This window comes from Paenibacillus sp. V4I7 (assembly GCF_030817275.1).
In the GTDB taxonomy this organism is placed as follows: domain Bacteria; phylum Bacillota; class Bacilli; order Paenibacillales; family NBRC-103111; genus Paenibacillus_E.
This window is the reverse complement of the sequence record NZ_JAUSZD010000002.1, coordinates 3337193-3353938: the sequence shown is the minus strand read 5'-3', so window position 1 is coordinate 3353938 and position 16746 is coordinate 3337193. Positions and strand designations below refer to the sequence as shown.

19 protein-coding genes and 1 riboswitch are annotated in these 16746 nt (G+C 43.3%); of the genes, 18 read left to right on the top strand and 1 reads right to left on the bottom strand.

Features of this window, described 5'->3' with window-relative positions:
- Positions 1-14 precede the first annotated feature (14 nt).
- The 18 genes from QFZ80_RS16555 to QFZ80_RS16475 all read left to right on the top strand — a co-directional run bounded on the left by QFZ80_RS16555 (position 15) and on the right by QFZ80_RS16475 (position 15150).
- A complete protein-coding gene (locus QFZ80_RS16555) occupies positions 15-560 on the top strand; it encodes a DinB family protein (RefSeq protein ID WP_307555452.1) in 546 nt (181 codons plus the stop codon).
- Positions 561-848: 288 nt separating this feature from the next.
- Complete coding sequence (locus tag QFZ80_RS16550) at positions 849-1130, top strand: late competence development ComFB family protein (RefSeq protein WP_307545326.1); 282 nt, start codon at positions 849-851, stop codon at positions 1128-1130.
- A gap of 134 nt (positions 1131-1264) precedes the next feature.
- Entirely contained in the window at positions 1265-2635 is a 1371-nt protein-coding gene (locus QFZ80_RS16545; protein ID WP_307545328.1) for an ABC transporter substrate-binding protein, read from the top strand.
- 63 nt (positions 2636-2698) lie between these two features.
- Positions 2699-3580 (top strand): carbohydrate ABC transporter permease, encoded by an 882-nt coding sequence (locus QFZ80_RS16540; protein ID WP_307545330.1) that lies wholly within the window; start codon positions 2699-2701, stop codon positions 3578-3580.
- Positions 3581-4411 carry a carbohydrate ABC transporter permease gene (locus tag QFZ80_RS16535; protein WP_307545332.1) on the top strand — a complete coding sequence of 277 codons (831 nt, stop codon included), beginning with the start codon at positions 3581-3583 and terminating at the stop codon, positions 4409-4411.
- Positions 4411-5619: a trans-sulfuration enzyme family protein gene (locus tag QFZ80_RS16530; protein ID WP_307560027.1), complete on the top strand. Its 1209-nt coding sequence runs from the start codon at positions 4411-4413 to the stop codon at positions 5617-5619. Before QFZ80_RS16535 ends, QFZ80_RS16530 begins: the two co-directional genes overlap by 1 nt.
- Positions 5585-6772, top strand: coding sequence for a GntR family transcriptional regulator (locus QFZ80_RS16525; protein ID WP_307560025.1), 1188 nt, complete (start codon positions 5585-5587; stop codon positions 6770-6772). Before QFZ80_RS16530 ends, QFZ80_RS16525 begins: the two co-directional genes overlap by 35 nt.
- A 30-nt stretch (positions 6773-6802) precedes the next feature.
- Entirely contained in the window at positions 6803-7072 is a 270-nt protein-coding gene (locus QFZ80_RS16520) for a phytanoyl-CoA dioxygenase family protein (protein ID WP_307560023.1), read from the top strand.
- A 170-nt stretch (positions 7073-7242) separates the two neighbouring features.
- Entirely contained in the window at positions 7243-7584 is a 342-nt protein-coding gene (locus tag QFZ80_RS16515) for a phytanoyl-CoA dioxygenase family protein (protein WP_307560021.1), read from the top strand.
- Positions 7585-7801: 217 nt separating this feature from the next.
- Positions 7802-8560 carry a class I SAM-dependent methyltransferase gene (locus QFZ80_RS16510; RefSeq protein ID WP_307560019.1) on the top strand — a complete coding sequence of 253 codons (759 nt, stop codon included), beginning with the start codon at positions 7802-7804 and terminating at the stop codon, positions 8558-8560.
- A 37-nt stretch (positions 8561-8597) separates the two neighbouring features.
- Complete coding sequence (locus QFZ80_RS16505) at positions 8598-9989, top strand: SDR family NAD(P)-dependent oxidoreductase (protein ID WP_307560017.1); 1392 nt, start codon at positions 8598-8600, stop codon at positions 9987-9989.
- Between the two features lie 44 nt (positions 9990-10033).
- Positions 10034-11224, top strand: coding sequence for an alanyl-tRNA editing protein (locus tag QFZ80_RS16500; protein ID WP_307560015.1), 1191 nt, complete (start codon positions 10034-10036; stop codon positions 11222-11224).
- Positions 11225-11394: 170 nt separating this feature from the next.
- Positions 11395-11475, top strand: a riboswitch (cyclic di-GMP riboswitch).
- Positions 11476-11636: 161 nt separating this feature from the next.
- Positions 11637-11720, top strand: coding sequence for a putative holin-like toxin (locus QFZ80_RS39085; protein ID WP_367618672.1), 84 nt, complete (start codon positions 11637-11639; stop codon positions 11718-11720).
- 247 nt (positions 11721-11967) lie between these two features.
- Positions 11968-12930: a S8 family peptidase gene (locus tag QFZ80_RS16495; protein WP_307545353.1), complete on the top strand. Its 963-nt coding sequence runs from the start codon at positions 11968-11970 to the stop codon at positions 12928-12930.
- A gap of 154 nt (positions 12931-13084) precedes the next feature.
- Complete coding sequence (locus QFZ80_RS16490; protein WP_307545356.1) at positions 13085-13249, top strand: YozQ family protein; 165 nt, start codon at positions 13085-13087, stop codon at positions 13247-13249.
- A 61-nt stretch (positions 13250-13310) separates the two neighbouring features.
- Positions 13311-13667, top strand: coding sequence for a protein YmzB (gene ymzB / locus QFZ80_RS16485; protein WP_307560013.1), 357 nt, complete (start codon positions 13311-13313; stop codon positions 13665-13667).
- Between the two features lie 104 nt (positions 13668-13771).
- Positions 13772-14464, top strand: a complete 693-nt coding sequence (locus tag QFZ80_RS16480) for a DUF7002 family protein (RefSeq protein WP_307560011.1) — start codon at positions 13772-13774, stop codon at positions 14462-14464.
- Positions 14465-14652: 188 nt separating this feature from the next.
- Complete coding sequence (locus QFZ80_RS16475) at positions 14653-15150, top strand: DinB family protein (RefSeq protein WP_307545362.1); 498 nt, start codon at positions 14653-14655, stop codon at positions 15148-15150.
- Positions 15151-15283: 133 nt separating this feature from the next.
- Here the strand turns inward: QFZ80_RS16475 and QFZ80_RS16470 are convergent, their stop codons facing one another.
- Positions 15284-16540, bottom strand: coding sequence for a sensor histidine kinase (locus QFZ80_RS16470; protein WP_307560010.1), 1257 nt, complete (start codon positions 16538-16540; stop codon positions 15284-15286).
- Positions 16541-16746 lie beyond the last annotated feature (206 nt).

The following is a 16746-nucleotide window of genomic DNA, read 5'->3' as shown; positions in this document are numbered from 1 at the left end:
GAGCTAATAATATGATACAAACAGCCGAAACTTTGAAACGAATTGAGGAACTCACGCACCAATACCTAGATGAATTACATCCTCTGAGCATAGAGCAACTGAAAATTCAGTCAAATGAGAATGAATGGTCGCTTGGACAGCTGTACCTTCATCTTATCAAAACAGCACTCTTCATGCAGATTGGCAATATTGAGAAATGCCGAAGTCAGAGCTCAGATGCAGTCGATGCTGTAGGAGAAAAAACGGAAGCGGGAGAAGCAGTCTTTAAGCTAGGCGGTTTTCCACCTGAACGTATTAGGGTTCCAGCTTCTCCTCAATATACGCCCGAGCAGCCAGTTAGTAAGCAGCAGATCATCGATGGGATGCATACGGTGCTCCAACGAATGAAAGAAATCGAGCCTTTGCTTGAGGACATATCTACGAAATGTACCTCTTTGCATCCAAGATTAGGCGCGCTAAACGCGAAAGAATGGTTTGCACTCATTGAGATGCATTATCGGCATCATCTTCTTCAGTTAGAGCGTTTGAAAGCATTCATAAACAGCACGGAAACCGTATAACATCAAAAAAGTAATAAGCTTTGAATCTGCGCACAAAAGGGGCAGCCGCTGAAACCGCGGTTTTTTTCTGTTTAATGGGATCAAGTTCTTGAGGATAAGAATAAACAGAGAGAGCCGTATTATGGCATGTCTTCTAAGTAACCAAAAAGTAAACAATGATCAATAATCACTCATTTCGTCTATCAGTATGATTGGAAAATTGAATAAGCTATAGCCTAACACTTACTAAACATATTCATGATTGAATAGTAGAGAGATAAATGCTGGTATAGAGGAGTTTGAAGAAGTATGGGAGTAGTTAATGCAGTAGAAGCAATCGTTAGTAATTTGTATGAAGAGTTTCAGAAAAGCTATGATGTCAAATGCGGTTGTCAGCATTGCAAAGAGGATATTCTTGCTTTAGTTTTAAATCGTATACCTCCCAAATATACGTCGAGTGAAAAAGGCCAGCTGTATATCAAAACCCTCTATTTAAATCCACAACTGCAATCCGATGTCATGAGAGAGCTCATGCGAGCAGCTTTAGTTGTTGAGCATAAACAAAACCATGTTGTTAATGAAGGGATATAAAAGAAAATAAAACGCTGATGACATTGACGTGTCATTAGCGTTTTTTTCATTTAATAAACAGAGCAGCAATAAGACATATCTATTTAATTAAGACAATATAGTTGAATATGACTAAATTGAGGGGGGCGTAAGATATGGGGGCAGCTGTGGTCAAAGGATGGACAACTTTGTTTGCCGGCGTTATGTTATTGGGTACCTTAGCAGGATGTAGTGGGAGTGGAAGCTCCGAGATTACGGCAACTCCAAGCGGAAATACGGCAGCGCCCAATGAGAACGTGAAGAGTACTGAGCCACCAGCCAAACAAATAACGCTTCAAATGATTGAAAGTTTAACGAGTCCGGAACGCACTAAATTGCTTCAAGATGCCATTGCTCGGTTTCAAAAGGACAATCCAAACATCAAAGTGGAGCTCATATCACCGCCATTCGATCAAGCGGACAATAAAATCAGAACCATGCTTGCCGCCAAGCAAGAACTCGACATTCTCGAGGTACGGGATCTGAACATTGCTGAGTACGTCAATAATGGTTATTTGGAACCATTGGATACCTACGCATCGAGTTGGGCGGATAGTAAAACGCTCTCTGGTACATCCAAAGTTGTAGGCTCGAATAACGGCAAACTTTACTTTATCGCGAACGCTCTTTATCAAAGACAAATGTTTTACCGGAAAGATTGGTTCGACGCCAAGGGTCTTGCTGCACCGAAGACATGGGAAGAGCTGGTCGATTCTGCCAAGAAGCTGACAGATCCGAAGCAAAATCGATACGGTTTCTCATTCCGCGGAGGTCCGGGAGCTAACGGCAACTTCGACCATATGATTTACGATTATAACGACAAAGTGATGAATATCGATGATGCGCCGTTTACGAAGGACGGCAAGACGGTGTACAGCACACCTGAAGCTAAGCAGGCATTAGAGCTGTACAAGAAGCTTTATAAAGAGGCGTCGCCGCCGGATTCGATCAACTGGGGATTCCAAGATCAGGTTCAAGCTTTTACATCTGGGGTAACCGGCATTTTACTCCAGGATCCAGACGTAATTAAGGTGCTACAGGATAAAATGGACCCCAAAACATTAGAAACGGCAGCGATGCCCCTCGGACCTAACGGTAAATCACTAGTTAGTACAGGAGCTGCTGGATGGGGCGTTACAGCGAATTCCAAAAGTAAGAACGAAGCTTGGAAATTGATATCTTATCTCTCGAGCCCGAAAGAAAATACGGAGTTTTCTAAGCAAATTGGCACAATACCGATTCATACATCGGCGACAGCCGATACGTTCTTCCAAACGGGCCCTTACAAGACACTGCTCGACATGACTTCAAAAGCAGATATTTTCGTCAACTTTACACCGCCGTTCAAATATCCTGGTAACGGGAGCTGGGGTGAGCTGAGCATGAAGGGGCAGCAATCGTATTTGCTCGACAAGAAGTCGACGGACGATACTCTGAAGGAATGGGATAAATTTTGGTTAGATCAGAAAGCGGGAATGAAAAAATAAAGGAAGTAGTTGGAAGCGGCGGCGGTCATTGCCTGCCGCTTTTTCTTACCGGGGGGTGAACACGTGAGTTCTCGGCAAAAATTCATTCTTTCCAGCTTGCTGCCCGCACTGCTGCTTGTAATGATTTTTACATACTATCCCTTCTTCAAGGGTGTGGTGATGGCTTTTCAAAATTACAAGTTGTTCAATCTGAAGCAGGTGCATTTTGTCGGCATACAAAACTTCGTCGAAGCGTTTCGAGATCAGCAATTTCTTGCAGCAATGAAAAACAGTGCCTACTGGGTGTTTTTCTCCTTAATTTTGCAATTTCTATTAGGGTTTATCCTGGCGCTGTTTCTGAATAAGAAATTTTGGGGACGAGGGGTGTACCAAGCCTTTATTTTTTATCCATGGGCTTTATCGGGATTTCTGATTGGCCTTATTTGGAAATGGCTGTTTAACTCTCAAATTGGTGTCATCAATGATCTCTTGTTGCGTCTTGGTATTATTGAAGATCGGATCGGGTTCTTGTCGGATCCGAACTGGGCCATGTCTTCCGTTATTGTCGCCAACGTGTGGTACGGGATAGCCTTTTTTACCATCATGCTGCTGGCTGCTCTGCAATCCATACCTTCGGAGCTGTACGAAGCAGCGAGTATCGATGGAGCGAACGGTTATCGAAAGCTGCTTTATGTGACGATTCCGTACATTATGCCGACCATCATCGCCACAACGCTGCTGCGGGTTATTTGGATCTTCAATGATCCTACGCTCATTTACGGCATGACGAATGGCGGACCGGGAGGGGCAACCCACATCTTGTCCTCTTTGATGCTCAATAAAATTATTTATGACGGAGACTATGGGGCTGCATCGGCAGTCGGGGTCATTATGATCGTCATGTTGTTTTTGTACACTTTGTTTTATTTGATGGTAACTAAGTCGGAGAAAGTAGGTGACTTCTAAATGAAACGAAATTACGGGTATCGGTTCATCAAAGTTGCTTTTCTTTCCGTGTACTTAGTTATTATGGTGTTTCCGTTATACTGGATCGTCATCACCTCGTTAAAGCCGCAAAAGGAAATATTCAGTTATCCCGTCCATTACTGGCCCGAGCAGTTCACACTGCAAAATTACGTGAACATTTTCAAAGTATCTAAGTTTAACGTATATATGGCCAACAGCCTTTTCGTGTCGATTTCTTCTGCTCTGATCGTAATCGTGATCGCCATATGCAGCGCTTATGTGCTCGCACGATTTCGGTTTCGAGGCCACAAGCAAATTATGCTTGCCTTCTTCGTAACGCAGATGCTCCCAGGCTTCATTGCTCTGGCTCCGCTTTACATGATGATGTCAAACTTGCATCTGCTTAATCAGCGAATTTCATTGATCCTCATGTATACGGTCATCTTGATCCCGTTCTCAACGATTATGCTGCGAGGCTTTTTCCAGCGAATTCCTGCCAACTTGGAGGAAGCAGCGATGATCGACGGCTGTTCCCAGCTGTCTGCCCTCATTCGAGTCATTATCCCGATCATGATGCCGGGCATTTCCTCGATGTTCATCTTTGCTTTCGTCCAGAACTGGAATGAGCTTTTCTTGGCCGTTATGTTTATCGATAACGAATCGTTAAAAACACTGCCGGTAGCGATGAATTCTTTTATCCTCAAATTTAATGTGGATTGGGGTTCTATGTCCGCCGGAACTGTGCTGTCCATCCTCCCAACGATACTTTTGTTTGCCCTAGCACAGCGATTTATTGTAGAAGGATTAACCCAAGGGGCGGTGAAAGGGTAGTGAACGCAAAGGAGAAGCTTTATTCCATCGTGGCGCATGATGCACACGATGATCGTCATCATGGCGCCATCAGTGTACCCATTTATCAGACGAGTTTATTTTCGTTTGATACGTACGAGCAATTCAACTTGGCAAGACTCGATGAGCAAGAAAACTTCGTGTATTCCAGAGGCAATAATCCTACGGTGAGGTACCTAGAGGACAAACTCGCTCAATTGGAGCAAGGGGAAAGAGCCAAGTGCTTTGCATCCGGAATGGCGGCGATTTCGGCAGCAATTATGTCCATAGTCAAGCAGGATGACCACGTCATTTGCACACATCAGGCGTACGGACCGACACGAGAATTTCTAGGCGTCTACCTGCGAAAGTTTGGGGTCGAAACGACCTTTGTCGATGGCAGCTCACTGGACAACTGGAAATGTGCAGTTCGGCCGAATACCAAACTGCTTTATTTGGAGAGCCCGACTAGCATGATGTTCCAGCTGCAAGATATACGAAGTTGTACGGCATTGGCTCAAAGTATAGGAGCGGAAACGATCCTCGATAACTCGTGGGCGACGCCTTGTCATCAAAATCCGCTAACAATGGGGGTTAGCCTCGTCGTCCATTCGATCACGAAGTACATTTCCGGTCATAGCGATTGCGTGGGAGGTGTTGTGGTCGGCTCCCATCGATTGATGGACTCGCTGATGTCGACGGAGTATATGTTGTTCGGCGGCATCATGACGCCACAGACAGCGGGTTTGGTTACGCGGGGGCTGCGTACGCTCCCAATACGGATGCAACGGCATGAAACGAGCGGGTTAAAGGTTGCGGAATATTTAGGCAGGCAACATTATGTCCGGAACGTTAACCATCCGGGGTTAACAAATTCCCCTCTGCATGAGCTGGCCCGTACGCAAATGTCGGGGTACAGCAGTTTGTTTTCGTTCGAATCCAATGAGCCGGTTGTCAAATTAAGAGCTTGGGCGGACCATCTGCACTATTTTCGGATTGGAGCCAGCTGGGGTGGTTTCGAAAGTTTAATCAATGTCAATGCCTTAAATAATAATGATCAGCAAAAAGGTTCGCTTGTTCGACTCTATATAGGTTCCGAAGATCCGGATGATTTAATCCGGGATATGGAAGAAGCATGGCGATGTGTCACACTGAGCCCTTCTGAGGGGGAGATATATGAGCAGAATGCGGGTATCAGCCAGGACGGATGAACGACAACCGCTATACTTGCAGATTCAAGAGCATTTTAAACAGTTGATCCAATTAGGCGCTTTGGAGGAAAATGACAAATTTCCAACGGAAAAGCAGCTGATGGAACAATTCGGTGTCAGTCGAATGACGGTTTCCAATGCGCTTACACAGCTGGCGAAAGACGGATGGATTTACCGGATTCCGGGGAGAGGAAGCTTCGTTAGTCCAGAATCCCGCACACAAGTAAATAAGAGCGTGGAGAATAAGCAACTTGACACTATGGATGTGAAGGAGCAAGATGAGCGTGCTTCCTACCGCAAAATGATCGGCTTCGTTCTACCCTTACTTGAGGATTTCTTTGCTATTCGACTATTAAAGGGAATCAACTCCGTTCTCGAGAACACCGATTATTATGTGTCGATTGTGCTTACTCACAATAGCAAGGAGCGGGAGAAGGAAGCCATTCAGGAGCTGATTAAGAATGGGGCTGTCGGACTTATTATTTTTCCAATTGATGCGGAAACATACAACGAAGAAATCCTGGTATTGAAACTTCGGAAATTTCCTTTCGTGCTCATTGATCGCTACTTGCCAGGCTTTGATACCCATTGTGTCTGTTCGGATAATTGGATGAGCGCGCAACTGGCGGTTAACCATCTGTGGGAGCTAGGACATCGGGACATCGCTATTTGCTCTGATATTCCGATCAGTACAGTGACCGTCGACGAACGGATTCGCGGGTATATGGAAGCACTGAAACAAAAAGGCTCGATGATTAACCCGGCTTTAATTGTGACAGATTTTCAAGTGACGGATACGATCCCATCAGAAAATCACCCGTTATATCATGATCTCAAAAATCGCAAAGCAACCGCATACCTTACATTAAATTTGAAGCTGGGCTTGACTGTAGCCAGTATCGTTAAAAAATTGGGAATGCATGTACCTCGCGACCTCTCAATTATAACGTACGATAATCCTTCATCAGAACTAGACGGAAACCCTACATTCACGCATATAGACCAGCATGAGCAGGAAATCGGCGCTAAATCGGCTGAACTTCTGCTTAAACTGCTGAATAACCAGGAGAGTGTGAAAGGGCCAACTAAAGTGATCGTAAAATCGGCCTTGGTGTTAGGAGAATCCACTGGAGAACTATTGGTTAAGAAATAATCATTTGTTTATAAAAGGAGGAGCTTTACTATGAATCCTATTTCTAATCCAGGAGAATTTACGAAGCTCGATCGGTTCATGTTTGAAGCATGGGGCTATCTGATTATTCCTAATGTACTCTCCGGAGATGAAGTGAAGGAATGCCTGGAAGCATCCATCCGCTTACACGAGTCAGCCGACGCAAAAGGTTGGGCACAGGTGGGAAAAGGCTATGAAACGGAATCCGCCTTGGAGCAATTGATTGATCATCCCGCTGTATTGCCTAAAGTCAGGGCGCTTTACGGAGATCGCTTCATTTAACAGTCCGCATGGTGTACCAAACAGCCTGCTTTCGGCGTAGTCGGGGGTGGCATCAGGATGGGTCTGGTGCTTACGAATTTAATAAACTCGGCTATCCGATTCCGCTGATTCAGCTTCGAGCTTCTTTCTTATTGACGGACCAATCCATTCCTAGAAAGGGGAATATGGAGATGAGCCCAGGAAGCCATAGAAGCCAAGATCAGCTTCCGGGTGCGATTAGAACAGCCAAGGATGATGTTCCGATCGGTCATGTCATCTGTGCACCGGCGGGATCGGTATTATTTTTTCATAATGCCGACTGGCATCGGACTTTCGCTCATGATGGTGATTATGACCGATATACGATGCACTATATTTATAGTCCGCCATGGGTTCGATGCTCAGATCGTTTCGAGAATAATCAAGAATTCTTAGAGCGCACAACAGCTACACGACGTTATTTAATGGGACAATTTACAAGACCGGATGCGCCAATTGGAGCTAGCTATCCTACCGAATTCGAGAAGGGTTGAAGTTGAAAAAAGGGTTGAAAGGTCGCGAATTTTGCGGCCGTTTTTTGCTTTTTAAAGCTATGTATTTGTTATGGACTTTTGCCAAATAATTGAATATGATAGAGATGTATATTGTGAAACGTTGTTTCATTCAGTGAAACAAGAGTAGTCGTTTCACTCAATAACAGTTGGCCGCTTTGTTTGTAGAAGGATATTTTTCAGATGGGAGAGGTATGAGATGAATAATCATAAAGAACGTTTTTCAAATCGCGTTGATACCTATGTGAAATTCCGCCCGAGTTATCCGAAAGAGGCTATTGATTACTTGTACGACGTCGTTGGTTTGCGCGCAAATGCCATCATTGCAGACATCGGCGCAGGGACAGGTATCTTTTCAAAGCTGCTCTTACAAAGAGGATCTCAAGTAATCGCTGTTGAACCGAATCAAGCGATGCGGGAAGCCGCTGAGCAAATGTTGAGCGGAGATGTGAATTTTCGTACCGTACCGGGCTCTGCTGAAGCGACTGGTCTACCGAATGAGTCTGTTGACTTTATCGTTTGTGCCCAAGCGTTTCACTGGTTTGATCGCACGGCCGCACAAGCCGAATTCCATCGGATTCTGAAGCCTGGCGGGAAGGTACTATTGATCTGGAATTCGCGTCTAGAACATGGCAATGCATTCAGAGAAGAGTACGACTTATTGCTTCGTACATTTGGAAGCGATTATGAAAAAGTTACTCATAAAAATATTTCGCAGGAAACGCTGGCGTCTTTCTTCAAGAACGATAGTATGCAGCTAGAACGATTCGCTATTACTCAGGTTCTCGATTTTGAAGGTTTAAAGGGGAGGTTGATGTCATCTTCCTATATTCCCGTACCTGAGCACCCCAATTTTAAGCCGATGATGACGGAACTGCAGCATATATTTGAACGGCATGAGCAGGATGGAAAAGTGTTCTTCGACTATGAAACCGAGGTATATTGGGGAGAGGTTTAGTAAATCGCGATCAACCCATACACAGGAGGACGATCAAATGTCGAATAATAAAACGGCTTGTGTAACCGGAACGGATAGAGGGATAGGTCTAGCAATTACGAAGTCATTGTTGCGAGAAGGGTATACGGTTTATGCGGGGGGTATCATGGAGCACAACGCAGAAATGGACCTATTGGCTGAGCAATTCCCTAATCAGCTGCAAGCATTTGTTTTGGATGTGGGATCAGATGAAAGCGTGATGAATGCTGCAAGTTTCATTAAGAGCAAAACCTCTAAACTGGATATCCTAATCAACAACGCGGCTATCCTTGGAGATACGGAGAAAACAGTGAAAGATGAGCTCAACTTCGAAGAGATTCAGCATGTGTACAACGTGACAGCCCTCGGCGCTATCCGGGTATCGAACGCATTAATTGAGCCTATAATGAATGGCGGTAAGCTCATTGTCAATATTTCTTCGGAAGCTGGCAGCATTGGCAATAACAGGCGTGAAGCGTGGTTCGGGTATTGTATGGCGAAAGCCGCGCTCAATATGGGGTCCACGATCATCCATAACCAGATTCGAAAAGAAGGCGGACGTATCCTTATTCTACATCCTGGTTGGGTCAAAACGTATATGAGCGGTACATGGAACGATGCGGGTACTTATACAGCGGAACAAGCGGCAGCCAATATTTTGAAACGTATGGAGGAATATAAAGATACGCTGCGCGAAATGCTGTTTATCTTGAAGCAGACACCGGAAAAGAATTGCCTTGGTAAAACGAAAGATGGGGGAGAAGATCGCATGAGTGACAAAACGAATGTACTTTTGGTTGGTGACCATACAGATGCCCCATGGCATCCATTGGAACCTGCGAAGCAGGAGCTTACCAGGATTCTTGGCGAAGATTTTCTGATTACGAGTACGGAGGACTACAACAGTTTCACGAAATTGGATCGGAAACAATTTTCGCTTTGCATATCCTATACGGATTGCTGGAACCGAGATCTGTCACCGGAACAAACTTCAGGTATAATTCAATTTGTGGCAGGTGGAGGCGGCTTGCTTGTCATCCATAATGGCATTTCGGTTCAACGAAGCTACGAGCTGATCCAGATGATCGGCGCAAAATTTACTGGCCATCCCCCCTACCAGACTCTGGATTATTACGGATCTGTGGAGAATCATCCATTACTCGAGGGTGTAGAGGACTTCAGCATGGAGGAAGAGCCGTATATGTTCGATTTTGACCCTTTCACCAAGAAAACCGTTTTTCTAGAGTACGAATTTGATGGGAACAGGTATCCAGCAGCCTGGGAACAAGCCTACGGTCTTGGGAAAGTGATCTATTTACAACCCGGACATCATGCCCCTTCATTTAAACCGGAAGCTTACAGGCGTCTAGTGCTCAACAGCGCACGTTGGTTAAGTGCTAGTACTAAATGATAAATGCCTTTTCGTAATGGCAAGCAAGTAGAAAGGAAATCGTCATGTCTATAAAACTATATTACAATTCTGCTTATGTAACCGAATGGCAAACAGAGATACACCAAACGCTTGAAAGAGAAAATGGGTATTATGTCATCCTGAAGGAGACAGCTTTCTACCCACATGGGGGCGGACAGCCCTGCGATGTTGGGCATATTAACGGGATTCCTGTGCTTGATGTGATCAATGAAGACGATGAAGTGCTGCACAAGCTGGCACGACTGCCCGATGAGAGCAAGGTGACTTGTCAGATCGATTGGGAAAGAAGATTTGACCATATGCAGCAGCATAGTGGCCAGCACCTGCTCTCTGCGGTGTGCCGCGAACTCTATCAGGCCATGACGGTAAGCTTTCATTTGGGTAACGATTATGCCACGATCGATGTGGAGCAGCCAGAACTGACGTTGAACCAGCTTGCTTCAATTGAGAATGAAGTAAACCGGCAAATTTACCTGAACAACAGCATTGTTAGTTATTTTATAACCGAAGAAGAAGTAGCTCAACTGCAGTTAGTTAAACAGCCCAAAGTGACGGATCATATTCGAATTGTCGAGATAAAAGGCGTAGAATACAACGCTTGCGGTGGGACACATGTCTCATCAACGGGCGAAATTGGCATGATTAAGCTGCTGAAAGCAGAAAAACAAAAGGGAAACACTCGGATTTACTTCTTGTGCGGATACCGCGCCTTGAAAGAGTTTAATGAAAGCCAGCGGATTTTGGGTGTCTTGTCATCCAAATTCAACACCGGTAAAGACGAGATTATCGACCGGATTGAGAAGTGGGAAATTGAACAGAAGCAGCTTCAGGCTGAACTGGTTGCTCTCAAAGAAAGAAACAATGCTTATGTAGCGCAGGAGCTGTTATCAAGCCGCGAAGGCAACTTGATAGCAAGTGTGTTTGAGGACAAGACACTTAAAGATTTGCAAAGTCTGGCGGTGAAGCTAGCTTCAGAAAGTGATACTCCCGTATTGCTCGCTACAGTTGCGGAGAACAAAGTTATTCTTGCTAACAACAGTAGTTCTCCACTTTCGTGCGGTGCTTTCTTCAAAGAATATGTAGGGAAATACAATGGGAAAGGCGGAGGTAGCGATATCATCGCGCAGGCGGGGTTCCAGACCTGGGAGGAAGCCTTTACTTTCTATGAGTTCACAAGACAGCAGGTTACTGAGAATTTAAGGGCGGAGATGTAGAATACATTGCTTTCGAACTAGTTGAATGACGATTTTCTATGATCCGGTGTATTTCCTGATTAAGTTCGACAAATTTGTTGTATGCACTTACAATCTATAATGTGTCTAACTCCCTATATTCTTATATAATAATTAGGCATATAATAGATTTACAGTATATAGAAGTCTACCCACGATAATGGCAAAACCGTTTAAAGGCGGTGACGCAAAGCTAGAGGGGCTAAGGGAAACTATGCCAGCCAGCTATCACATGAGGGTAGGCTTTTTCTGTCCCAAAAAACATCCTTGGGTACTGTTAGCAGGATGGTTTCGATCTTCTCACTTTTCTTTTTGTAGAACTTTTGTTAGATACTAGGCCACCCGGATCTCCCTTTCGTCAGGAAGGAGGAGGGTAAAGGTGAAACCAGATGAAATGATAAAGTTGATTCTACAATTTGGGAGTTTCCTCTTGGCATTGTTAACTTTTATAGCGTTAATCATTGTTAGAATACACTAAAAAACCTACCCCTTCGCCGCTAAAACGATCAGGTAGGTGTGTATGAACCATTAGCCCCAGGAGGTCCCAAAAGCCAATGTATCTAAAAAACAGGAGTGTTGGTAGCACTCTTGTTTTTTTTAGCAAATTACAACGATATGTTAAAAATGTTCTCCCAAATAATAGCATAGAGATAACCCGTCGATCAACATCAAATTTGAATGAATCAAAGCTTTATTATTTTAATCCTAATTAGGAGGTAATTAAAATGGAGCGACAAGTGCGTGTGATTCCGTTTCAAGTTCTTGAGAAGATTGAACAGGTCAATGAAATTCCAACCGGAGTGGAAATGATTCAGGCTCCAAAGATCTGGGATCAAACACGAGGGAAGGGAATAACGGTTGCCATACTGGATACCGGGTGTGATATCACCCACCCTGACTTAAAAGAACGAATAGTCGGCGGAATTAACTTTACGAATGACGATGAAGGCAAGATAGATGTATACAAGGATTACAATGGTCATGGCACGCATGTTGCCGGAACCATCGCTGCGACCAAAAACAATAATGGTGTTGTCGGAGTAGCTCCTGAAGCTAATTTGCTTATTATTAAAGTTCTTGATAAAAATGGTTCTGGTCAGTACGATTGGATAATTAACGGCATTAACTATGCGATCGAACATAAAGTGGATATTATTTCCATGTCTCTAGGTGGTCCAGAAAATCTTCCTGCGTTACACGAAGCCATTCAAAAAGCCGTAGCTGCCAACATTGTTGTGATTTGTGCGGCAGGTAATCAAGGTGACGGGGTTGATTCAACAGACGAGTTTGACTATCCAGGTTGTTATAACGAAGTCATTAGCGTAGGTGCAATTGACTTGGAGAGACGCTCTTCCAATTTTTCGAATTCGAACAATGAAGTCGATTTAGTTGGCCCTGGGGAGAAAATTTTATCAACCTATTTAAACGGAGCCTATGCTACATTAAGCGGAACTTCTATGGCAACTCCACATGTCGCCGGAGCAATGGCGTTAATCAAAGTACTTGTGAATGAAGGCTTCGAGCGAAATCTCACAGAGCGTGAGCTGTATGCTCAATTAATAAAGCGAACCGTACCCTTAGGGAATTCTCCAAAACTTGAAGGCAATGGGCTTGTCTATTTAAATGTAATGGACGAGCTATCCGAAGTATTTAATCCCAAATTCGTCGCTAAATTACTGAGCTTATGATGAATAACCTTGAATTGCAAGGGAACCGGAATCCGTTTATTGATTTTCCATACTTAGCAGAAATACTTAAATAAGATATGCAAATATTAGAGAATAAGAACAGACTGAAAGTACAAACTATATTGGATATAGCAGGTAAATGGAGGTGAGTGCATTGAAAAATGATAAGGATTCTCGTGACAAAAAATTAGAAGGCAGTTCACTTACGCATGAACAGCTTTCGGATGTGTATGCAGCGGGGACGAGTGACGGTATACACCAGCTTGCAGAAGGGAAGGTCAAAATAACGGACGAACCTTTTGATTCTCGGCAAAAATAACAAGAAGCCTTGACCGCTTGCCGGTTAAGGCTTCTAAATCATAAAAGTAGGGGAGAACACTATGGAGGAAATAACAGCACAAGAAGTTTGCAATTGGTTGGAAGGCCAAATAGGAAATAGCTTGACGATTCAAAAGAAAGAACAGCAAGATATTGATCAGATTGAATTTGCACTAGATAACGTTGGTTTAATGGGAAGCTCTGAAACCTTTGACAGCTATATATTGCCACAGACGATTGTACTACGTGGTAATGGAAGCATTGAGACGGAGGAGGGTCAAATACAAAAGCTTCCCGAAGATGTTTATGAAATACCATTTATCGGTATCATTCAAGGGATTCAAAATGAAAATGGGCTGATGCTTCAAACTGAGCGTGCCTATTACTCCATTTCTCAGTTAAATCCTCAAAACACTTAACTATCTTAATTGTTTCCTGTACCTAATTACGAATATTAATAAGCACCCGGGATGCCGCAAAAATAATTGCGGCTTTTCTCGATTCTATTTAGAGGAGCAAGACGATGAGTGATGCTGTTGTAAATACAATAACAAAAGCAAAAAGCAGAAAGCACTTATTCCATTTTACAAGAGTAAGGAACTTACCGGTTATTGCTCATCTCGACCAGCTATTGTCCAGTAATAAAATAAATCCCATCTCCACAGGTGACCGCCGATTAAAGCCTGAGAAAGTGAGTTATCATGAATATTCGATAACACTAAATGCTCATCTTAGGATAGCTAACAGCATGATAGATGCGGCAACCACACTGGAACAATTCCGGGCTTGTTTGGACAGGCATGTGTTTTTTTGGCCCACATTAAGGGATTGTAAGAAAATGATGGACACCTATGTACGAAGAGAACCGGATGAAGAGTTTGCTGTTTTGGAATTTGACGCGTACGCATTGTTATCCGAGCATTATTACAATGTGAAGTTATCTAAATACGATTCAGGGAGCTCGCCGCGATTTCCAACTCGATGTTCCTACAAGAAGAGCTTGGATATGTTTCTGCCTTTAGATGAATTCAAGATCGTATTGAATAACTTAGTGCCTGCAAAGGCGTCCGAAATACGAGAGATATTAATTGAAGGCCAAGTTAACAGAGTATCTAAGTATTTGCAATCCGTTTACGTCAATAAATATGAAGATGTACCCGAGAGATGGAGGAGTTTGACGCTGCCTCTATCAGATTTGGTGCTTCGCAAATCATGATGTAAGCTATTCAGGAAATCGTCCAAAGCATAGAAGGTAAACCCCGTTCTTTTTTTGGAAATACTGTAACATCTTAAACTCAATTTTACTAGTTACTTGACCTCCATAATATTCCATGGTAAATTACAAGTGTAACTTGTTAATCCGTTTTAGATGACTACATATGCGTAATTTAAGGAGGATATGAAATGAATAAAGTCGAGCTGTTGCTTCACGGATGGGATAGCTGTTATGAGAAGGAAGACTGGTATCCGCCACTTGCTGATGCGCTTAAAGAGTTGACCGCAGAGCAAGCCAATTGGCGGCCTAAGGGCGAACATGTCAACACGATCTGGGAAAATGTCCATCATCTGATTTTTTATAAAGAACGATTATTGAAAAGAATGACGGGTGAAGAATCCGATTATCCTGAGGAACTGACCAATGACGATACTTTTGCCGTGCTGTCAATGTCGACTGAGGATTGGCAAGAAACCTTGGACCGTTTGCAATCCGTTCATCAGGGAATTCGTGATCGGATCGCAAGCTGGAAAGAGGAAGAATTCGAACACATTTTCCCCAATCGATCTCACTCCGTTGGCCGATGGGTGAATAGCCTCATCATGCATGACGCTTATCACACGGGACAGATCATGTTCATTCGCAAACTGCAGGGGTCTTGGCCAGCTCGTCGTTCTTTTGACTAGTGGGGTTACGACTAATTCCTAAGTCAGGTCCATTGATTGAGTAAACGAAGCCATATTGTGGAATGAAAAAAAGACACCCCGGGGTGTCTTTTTTCTTGTTTATCTCGAACTTTAAGACGAATAAAGAGAGTAGTCAGTTGGTTAAAGGTAAAGAGATAACGAATTCTGTTCCTTTTCCTAGTATACTTCGAACATTTACAGTACCGTTCATCGAACGGATTAATTGATAAGAAAATGTTAGTCCTACTCCTGTACCTTTACTTTTAGTTGAAAAATAAATGGTGCCAAGCCGCTCAAGCTGCTCGCTGCTCATGCCGACCCCGTTATCATGTATGGTTATCTTTGCATAGAGTTGGGATTCGGGGGCCATACGAATGACGACTTTTCCTCTTGAGATATAAGAGCAAGCCTCAACGGCATTTTTTATAAAATTAATGAGTAGTTGTTTGATTTCATTTGGATTCGCAGATATATAAAGTTCTTGCCCCTCATTGTGCAGCTCTAATGTGACGCTATTCATGTTAGCGTATGGTGTCATGATATCTATAACGGAGTTCAACTGCGGAACAAGATCCATTTGTTCATAATTAGGAGTACTAGGTTTAGCTATGGATAGATATTCGGAAAGAATAACTTCCGTCCGCTTCGTCTCTTCAACACAAATATCAATATAATAGTTAGTTTTCTCTTTTGAGATAGAATCATTACGAATTAATTTCAAGAATCCCATTACAGCTGTAAGTGGATTGCGCACTTCATGGGCAAGGGAGGCGGCAACGTGAGCGATGGTTTCAACTTTTTCGTTTTGAAGATATTTCTGGAAAAGCTGCTTATCCGAAACAGCCTTATTGAAAAGGGAAATCAATAACCAAATACCCAAGAAATTTTGTACGGGCATAGCTAGGATATTAAACGTCAAGTTCTCGACTATATATTTACGTTCAGTTACATACATTACACAAATAGGGATAACGGAAAAGCTTAACCCAGCTAGGAAAGTTATTAGGTTTCGGTACTCGGAGCGTCTGCGATATAAGATGGCTAACAGGACAGATAAGTTGAATGAAATCACAAGAATAATCATCGCTGAAAAAAGTCCTTGTCCGCCAATTAGTACTCGGTACAATACAAACTCAACAAGCAAAATAAGTCCAGTAGTCATGCCGCCGTATACCATTCCGAAAAACATGATCACGTAACGGATATCAAAAATGATTCCGTTCTGCACGCTAGAATGAAAGGTCATGGACATAAAAAGGCAAATCATACACGTAATATTGATAAACCGTTTTGAATAGTTTGCGGTTTTATCATGGTAGTAGATGTTATAGAGAACAAAGGGAGTTAGGGCGAACAGTAATTGCAGCAAAACATCTTTTATATAAAGCATAATGGCCCCCTCGCCAGTCCGGAAATAATTTACCATACAGTTATTCGATGTATCTGTGGAAACTTCCTCTTTGCGGTTACGGTAAGAAAGGCTCTTCAGGACTGATTACCTATTCTCATGTATATTATTGGGAAAATGGATAAAAATACGGAGAAGGAAATGAAAGGGAATCAGGAAGAATAGATCATCTTGGGACTGTTTTCAGG

Excerpts from the sequence above, each read along its gene's own strand:
- QFZ80_RS16515 (WP_307560021.1), top strand. The coding sequence starts at position 7,243 with ATGAGCCCAGGAAGCCATAGAAGCCAAGATCAGCTTCCGGGTGCGATT.
- QFZ80_RS16480 (WP_307560011.1), top strand. The coding sequence starts at position 13,772 with ATGAGTGATGCTGTTGTAAATACAATAACAAAAGCAAAAAGCAGAAAG.
- ymzB (WP_307560013.1), top strand. The coding sequence starts at position 13,311 with ATGGAGGAAATAACAGCACAAGAAGTTTGCAATTGGTTGGAAGGCCAA.
- QFZ80_RS16495 (WP_307545353.1), top strand. The coding sequence starts at position 11,968 with ATGGAGCGACAAGTGCGTGTGATTCCGTTTCAAGTTCTTGAGAAGATT.
- QFZ80_RS16550 (WP_307545326.1), top strand. The coding sequence starts at position 849 with ATGGGAGTAGTTAATGCAGTAGAAGCAATCGTTAGTAATTTGTATGAA.
- QFZ80_RS16470 (WP_307560010.1), bottom strand. The coding sequence starts at position 16,540 with ATGCTTTATATAAAAGATGTTTTGCTGCAATTACTGTTCGCCCTAACT.
- QFZ80_RS16545 (WP_307545328.1), top strand. The coding sequence starts at position 1,265 with ATGGGGGCAGCTGTGGTCAAAGGATGGACAACTTTGTTTGCCGGCGTT.
- QFZ80_RS16525 (WP_307560025.1), top strand. The coding sequence starts at position 5,585 with ATGAGCAGAATGCGGGTATCAGCCAGGACGGATGAACGACAACCGCTA.
- QFZ80_RS16535 (WP_307545332.1), top strand. The coding sequence starts at position 3,581 with ATGAAACGAAATTACGGGTATCGGTTCATCAAAGTTGCTTTTCTTTCC.
- QFZ80_RS16520 (WP_307560023.1), top strand. The coding sequence starts at position 6,803 with ATGAATCCTATTTCTAATCCAGGAGAATTTACGAAGCTCGATCGGTTC.
- QFZ80_RS16500 (WP_307560015.1), top strand. The coding sequence starts at position 10,034 with ATGTCTATAAAACTATATTACAATTCTGCTTATGTAACCGAATGGCAA.
- QFZ80_RS39085 (WP_367618672.1), top strand. The coding sequence starts at position 11,637 with ATGATAAAGTTGATTCTACAATTTGGGAGTTTCCTCTTGGCATTGTTA.
- QFZ80_RS16475 (WP_307545362.1), top strand. The coding sequence starts at position 14,653 with ATGAATAAAGTCGAGCTGTTGCTTCACGGATGGGATAGCTGTTATGAG.
- QFZ80_RS16510 (WP_307560019.1), top strand. The coding sequence starts at position 7,802 with ATGAATAATCATAAAGAACGTTTTTCAAATCGCGTTGATACCTATGTG.
- QFZ80_RS16505 (WP_307560017.1), top strand. The coding sequence starts at position 8,598 with ATGTCGAATAATAAAACGGCTTGTGTAACCGGAACGGATAGAGGGATA.